This is a genomic window from Rhizobium sp. P2_G2 (assembly GCF_056403555.1).
Genome location: NZ_JBFUFF010000222.1, coordinates 1 through 3,815 on the forward strand (window position 1 = coordinate 1; position 3,815 = coordinate 3,815).

Sequence of the window (3,815 nt, forward strand, 5' to 3'; positions counted from 1 at the left end):
TGCAAAAGCTTCGTGGTCTCGTCTCCCAGCAGATGACAATGATGGGAACCTGGCTCCAAACCGAGCAGACCGACAAAGACCTGGCACAGGCACGCCGGGAGAAATTTTTCGGCGCAACCGCGCCTTCCACTTCCGGCGGCGAAAAGATGAAGGTGGAATGGTGAGAACCAAAGTGATCCTGACCGCGATCGCGACCATTCTTGCTCTCGGGAGTGCCGGCATCTGGTTCATCATCCCGGAAAAACAGGCGGCACAAGAGCGTCATGCGAAGTTCTTCGACTCGTCGAAAGATTACGCAACCTCGGGCGGCGAGAAAATGAAGGTCGAATGGTGACGCCCATGAACACGAAACAACTCGCCGCGCTGCACGCGGCATTGTTCGTTGCAGCCTGCGCTACGCTCTCGGCACAGCCCGTACTCGCGCAGGAGGGCTCGGTACTGACCTCCCTTCAAACCCAGATCACGACTGCCGCGAAAGGGTGGGAAACCACCGTCATGGATGCGGCAAAGTCACTGTTCTGGATCCTCGCGACTATTGAGATCGGGATCGCAGCCGTTTGGCTGGCGCTCCAGGCAGCCTCTCTCGATAGCTGGTTTGCCGAGCTAGTCCGAAGGATCATGTTCGTCGGCTTCTTTGCCTTTGTGCTGGCGCAGGGACCGAGTTTCGCCAAAGCGGTCGTCGACAGTCTCTTTCAGATTGGCGCCGGCGGTGGCACCGCATCGCCAGCGGACGTCTTCAACGCGGGACTCGCCGTCGCGACCAAGATGTCGGAGAAGATCCAGTTCGGCCTTTTCGAGGACAATGCGCTGGCGATCTCGGCCGCCTTCGCAATGGTTGTCGTGGTTATTTCGTTTTCGCTCGTCGCAGCAATTTTCGTCTCTGTCATGGTGGAGATGTATCTCGGCCTGCTTGCGGGAATGATCATGCTTGGTCTTGGAGGGTCGTCGTACACGAAGGACTTCGCCATCCGATATCTGATCTACGCCTTCTCGGTGGGCATGAAGCTCATGGCATTGGTCATGATCTCTCGCATCGGTTCGGAAGTGCTCATTGGGTTGGCAAACGAGCCAGACGTCGGCGACCAGTTCCAGACGGCGCTTGCGATTGCCGGCATCGCTGTCGTGGTGTTCATCATCGCAATGTATGTGCCGAACATCATTCAAGGCGTTGTTCAGGGAGCTTCGGTTTCCGGAGGCATGGAAGCGATCCGGCACGGCGGTCAAGCGGCGTCCTTCGGAGCCGGGGCGGGCTTCCTCGCGGGCGGCGCAGTCGGCGCGGGCTTTCAGGCCGGGCAGGCGGCGCGTGCGGCTGGATCGTCGGTCGCGGGCGCTGCGTTGCGAGGGATCGGTGCTGGAATCGGATCGGCGGCCCAAGCTGCCGGCTCCGCAGGGAAGGAGAAGGCGATCGGCGCTCCCGGCGCCTATGCGGGATCGATTCTGGGTCTCGCCAATGCCAAGCTGGCACAGAGCCGCGGAAGTCACGGCGGACCAAAGCCACCTCCCGAACGCAAAGATTAACAGCAATCAGAAAGCGATGACCGATGGAATCGAACCGCGTCCCGGAAAACCCCTACATTGCTGCGCGGCAGGAATGGACGGAACGATACGGATCGTATGTGCGAGCCGCCGCTGGATGGCGCATTGTCGGAATATTGGGCCTGACCATGGCCGTGATTGGCTTTGGATATGCGATGTATCTCAGCACGCAGGTCAAGCTTGTGCCCTACATCGTCGAGGTCGACAAGCTGGGAACCGCCGTGACGGCCGGTTTCCCCGAGCAGATCGAATATGCGGACGTGCGGGTGGTGCGTTCGACGCTCGGCAATTTCGTCACGAGCTTTCGTTCGATCACGCCGGACGCGGTGGTCCAGAAACAATATATCGACCGAACTTATGCGCTGTTGCGAATGTCCGACCCGTCGACCGAGAAGGTCAACGCCTGGTTCAGAGGCAATTCACCGTTCGAGAAAGCAAAGACTGCAACAGTCGCCATAGAAGTCAATAACATCGTGGCGCTCTCCAACCAGACCTACCAGATCGACTGGACCGAATACGAACGGGATCGCAAGGGCAAGGAAACGGGCACACGCAGGTTCCGCGGGATCGCGACGGTAGCACTGACCGCGCCGCAGGACGAGGCGACCATCCGCCTCAATTCGGTCTTTATGTCCGCGATTTCGACTGGACAGCGCAGCTCTAAAGGCAAGGAATTCTTAATGCACAGAACTGGATTGATGGCAGCCGCCGGCTGCATGGCTGGACTCGTTTTCGCGATGGGCGCTCACGCCCAGAGCATGACGGCCGATGAGCTCAAGGCCACCAGGCTATCGAACAAGTGGCGGGGAACGGCTGGCCTCGTCACCACGGGACCGGACGGAAAGGTGATCTTCCTGTTCGGCGAAACGCAGCCCTCCGTCGTCTGCTCGCCACTTCAGGTCTGCGATATCGAGCTGCAGGGCGGCGAAATCGTCCGCGACGTCCTGGTCGGCGACACCGTCCGTTGGAAAGTCGAACCGGCAACATCAGGCGCCACCGGTGGACAAGCGATCCATCTGATCGTGAAGCCATCGGAGCCCGGTCTCATCACCTCGATGGTCGTCACAACGTCGCGGCGCACCTATCATATCCAGCTCAAGTCCCATCCGAGCCAATACATGGCCCGCGTCGGCTTCGAGTACCCAGAAGACGTCTCGACCAAACTCGCTGACATCAACGCGCGGATCGAAACAGGTAGGTTCCCTGGGGCAGCGCCCGACAAGTTGAGCTTCTCTTATTCGATCAGCGGAAGCGCGCCCTGGCGGCCAAAGCGGGTCTATTCGGATGGTGAGAAAACCTACATCCAATTTCCAAGATCGATCTCGGGACAGGATGCACCGGTCTTGTTCGTCGTCTCCGGCGGCCAGAACCGCATCGTCAACTATCGGATGAAAAACGACATGATGATCGTCGACTACGCAGTCGACAGGGCGATCCTCGTGTCCGGTGTTGGCTGGCATCAGCAGAAGATCACGATCAGGCGGGGAGGCTAACCATGCGCAAGCTGATAGTGCTTATCCTGACCGCCGCCGTCATATCGGGCTGCCAAATATCGAAGGACGTGTTCTCCACGAACGCGATGCCCACCACGGTCACCGGAGCGGCCGCGGGCGCTATCGCCGGGGACCTGGCGAGCAGGCTCGTCGAGCAAATCGGCACGTCGCCAAAAGCACCGATCAAGATGGAAACAGATTCCACCGAATTTGCTACGGCACTCGTGGCCGCTCTCAAGGGCTGGGGGTTCACGGTCATCACCGACGGAAAGGCTCCCAAAGACGCAAAGCCCGTGGAACTGACCTATTCGATCCTCAACGTCGATGGCCAGTTTCTCGTTCGCCTGTCGACGCCTTCGATCGCACTTGGGCGTGCATACATCCCGACGGCAGCAGGAGCGACACCTGCCAGTCCGCTTTCGATCATGCAGCACACCTGACCGGAGAAGTTCATGGTTCAGTCGCTTCAGCTTGGTGCCTCCGGCACTACAGACGGCCAGCAAGGCATGCGCCGCCTCAATCGCTTACCGATTATTGTGGCCGTCGCCATTGTGGTGCTGTTCATCGGCGTTGTCGTCATCGGCATCTCTTGGCGCGGCCTCATCTTCAACCGCGACAACGGCCTCGACAGCGCGTCGAACACGCCAGCAACCAACTTCGGTGATCAGCTCAAAAAGGGGATTACTGACGGGATCATCGGCGATCCAGACAAGCAGGAGATGTTTCAGCCAACGCCGGTCGTCGTCGCAAAAGACGACAAGCCGAAAACTGCTATCGAGCGTCCAC

4 protein-coding genes and 3 pseudogenes are annotated in these 3,815 nt (G+C 59.4%); all 7 read left to right on the forward strand.

The window, feature by feature from the left end:
• Positions 1-164: pseudogene (locus AC1D06_RS42105) on the forward strand (P-type conjugative transfer protein TrbJ); the annotation flags it as partial.
• Positions 158-334, forward strand: coding sequence for an entry exclusion protein TrbK (gene trbK, locus AC1D06_RS42110; RefSeq protein WP_477877332.1), 177 nt, complete (start codon positions 158-160; stop codon positions 332-334). The pseudogene AC1D06_RS42105 and the gene trbK, both read left to right, overlap by 7 nt.
• A 5-nt stretch (positions 335-339) precedes the next feature.
• Positions 340-1,518, forward strand: coding sequence for a P-type conjugative transfer protein TrbL (gene trbL, locus AC1D06_RS42115; RefSeq protein ID WP_477877333.1), 1,179 nt, complete (start codon positions 340-342; stop codon positions 1,516-1,518).
• A 23-nt stretch (positions 1,519-1,541) separates the two neighbouring features.
• A pseudogene (locus tag AC1D06_RS42120) lies at positions 1,542-2,200 on the forward strand (conjugal transfer protein TrbF).
• 16 nt (positions 2,201-2,216) lie between these two features.
• Positions 2,217-3,029 (forward strand): P-type conjugative transfer protein TrbG, encoded by an 813-nt coding sequence (gene trbG / locus AC1D06_RS42125; protein ID WP_477877335.1) that lies wholly within the window; start codon positions 2,217-2,219, stop codon positions 3,027-3,029.
• A 2-nt stretch (positions 3,030-3,031) separates the two neighbouring features.
• Positions 3,032-3,469, forward strand: a complete 438-nt coding sequence (gene trbH / locus AC1D06_RS42130) for a conjugal transfer protein TrbH (RefSeq protein ID WP_477877336.1) — start codon at positions 3,032-3,034, stop codon at positions 3,467-3,469.
• 12 nt (positions 3,470-3,481) lie between these two features.
• Positions 3,482-3,815 (forward strand): annotated as a pseudogene (locus AC1D06_RS42135) (IncP-type conjugal transfer protein TrbI); the annotation flags it as partial.

Bases quoted from the DNA above. Each gene is read 5' to 3' on its own strand.
- trbK (WP_477877332.1), top strand. From the start codon at position 158: ATGGTGAGAACCAAAGTGATCCTGACCGCGATCGCGACCATTCTTGCT.
- trbL (WP_477877333.1), top strand. From the start codon at position 340: ATGAACACGAAACAACTCGCCGCGCTGCACGCGGCATTGTTCGTTGCA.
- trbG (WP_477877335.1), top strand. From the start codon at position 2,217: ATGCACAGAACTGGATTGATGGCAGCCGCCGGCTGCATGGCTGGACTC.
- trbH (WP_477877336.1), top strand. From the start codon at position 3,032: ATGCGCAAGCTGATAGTGCTTATCCTGACCGCCGCCGTCATATCGGGC.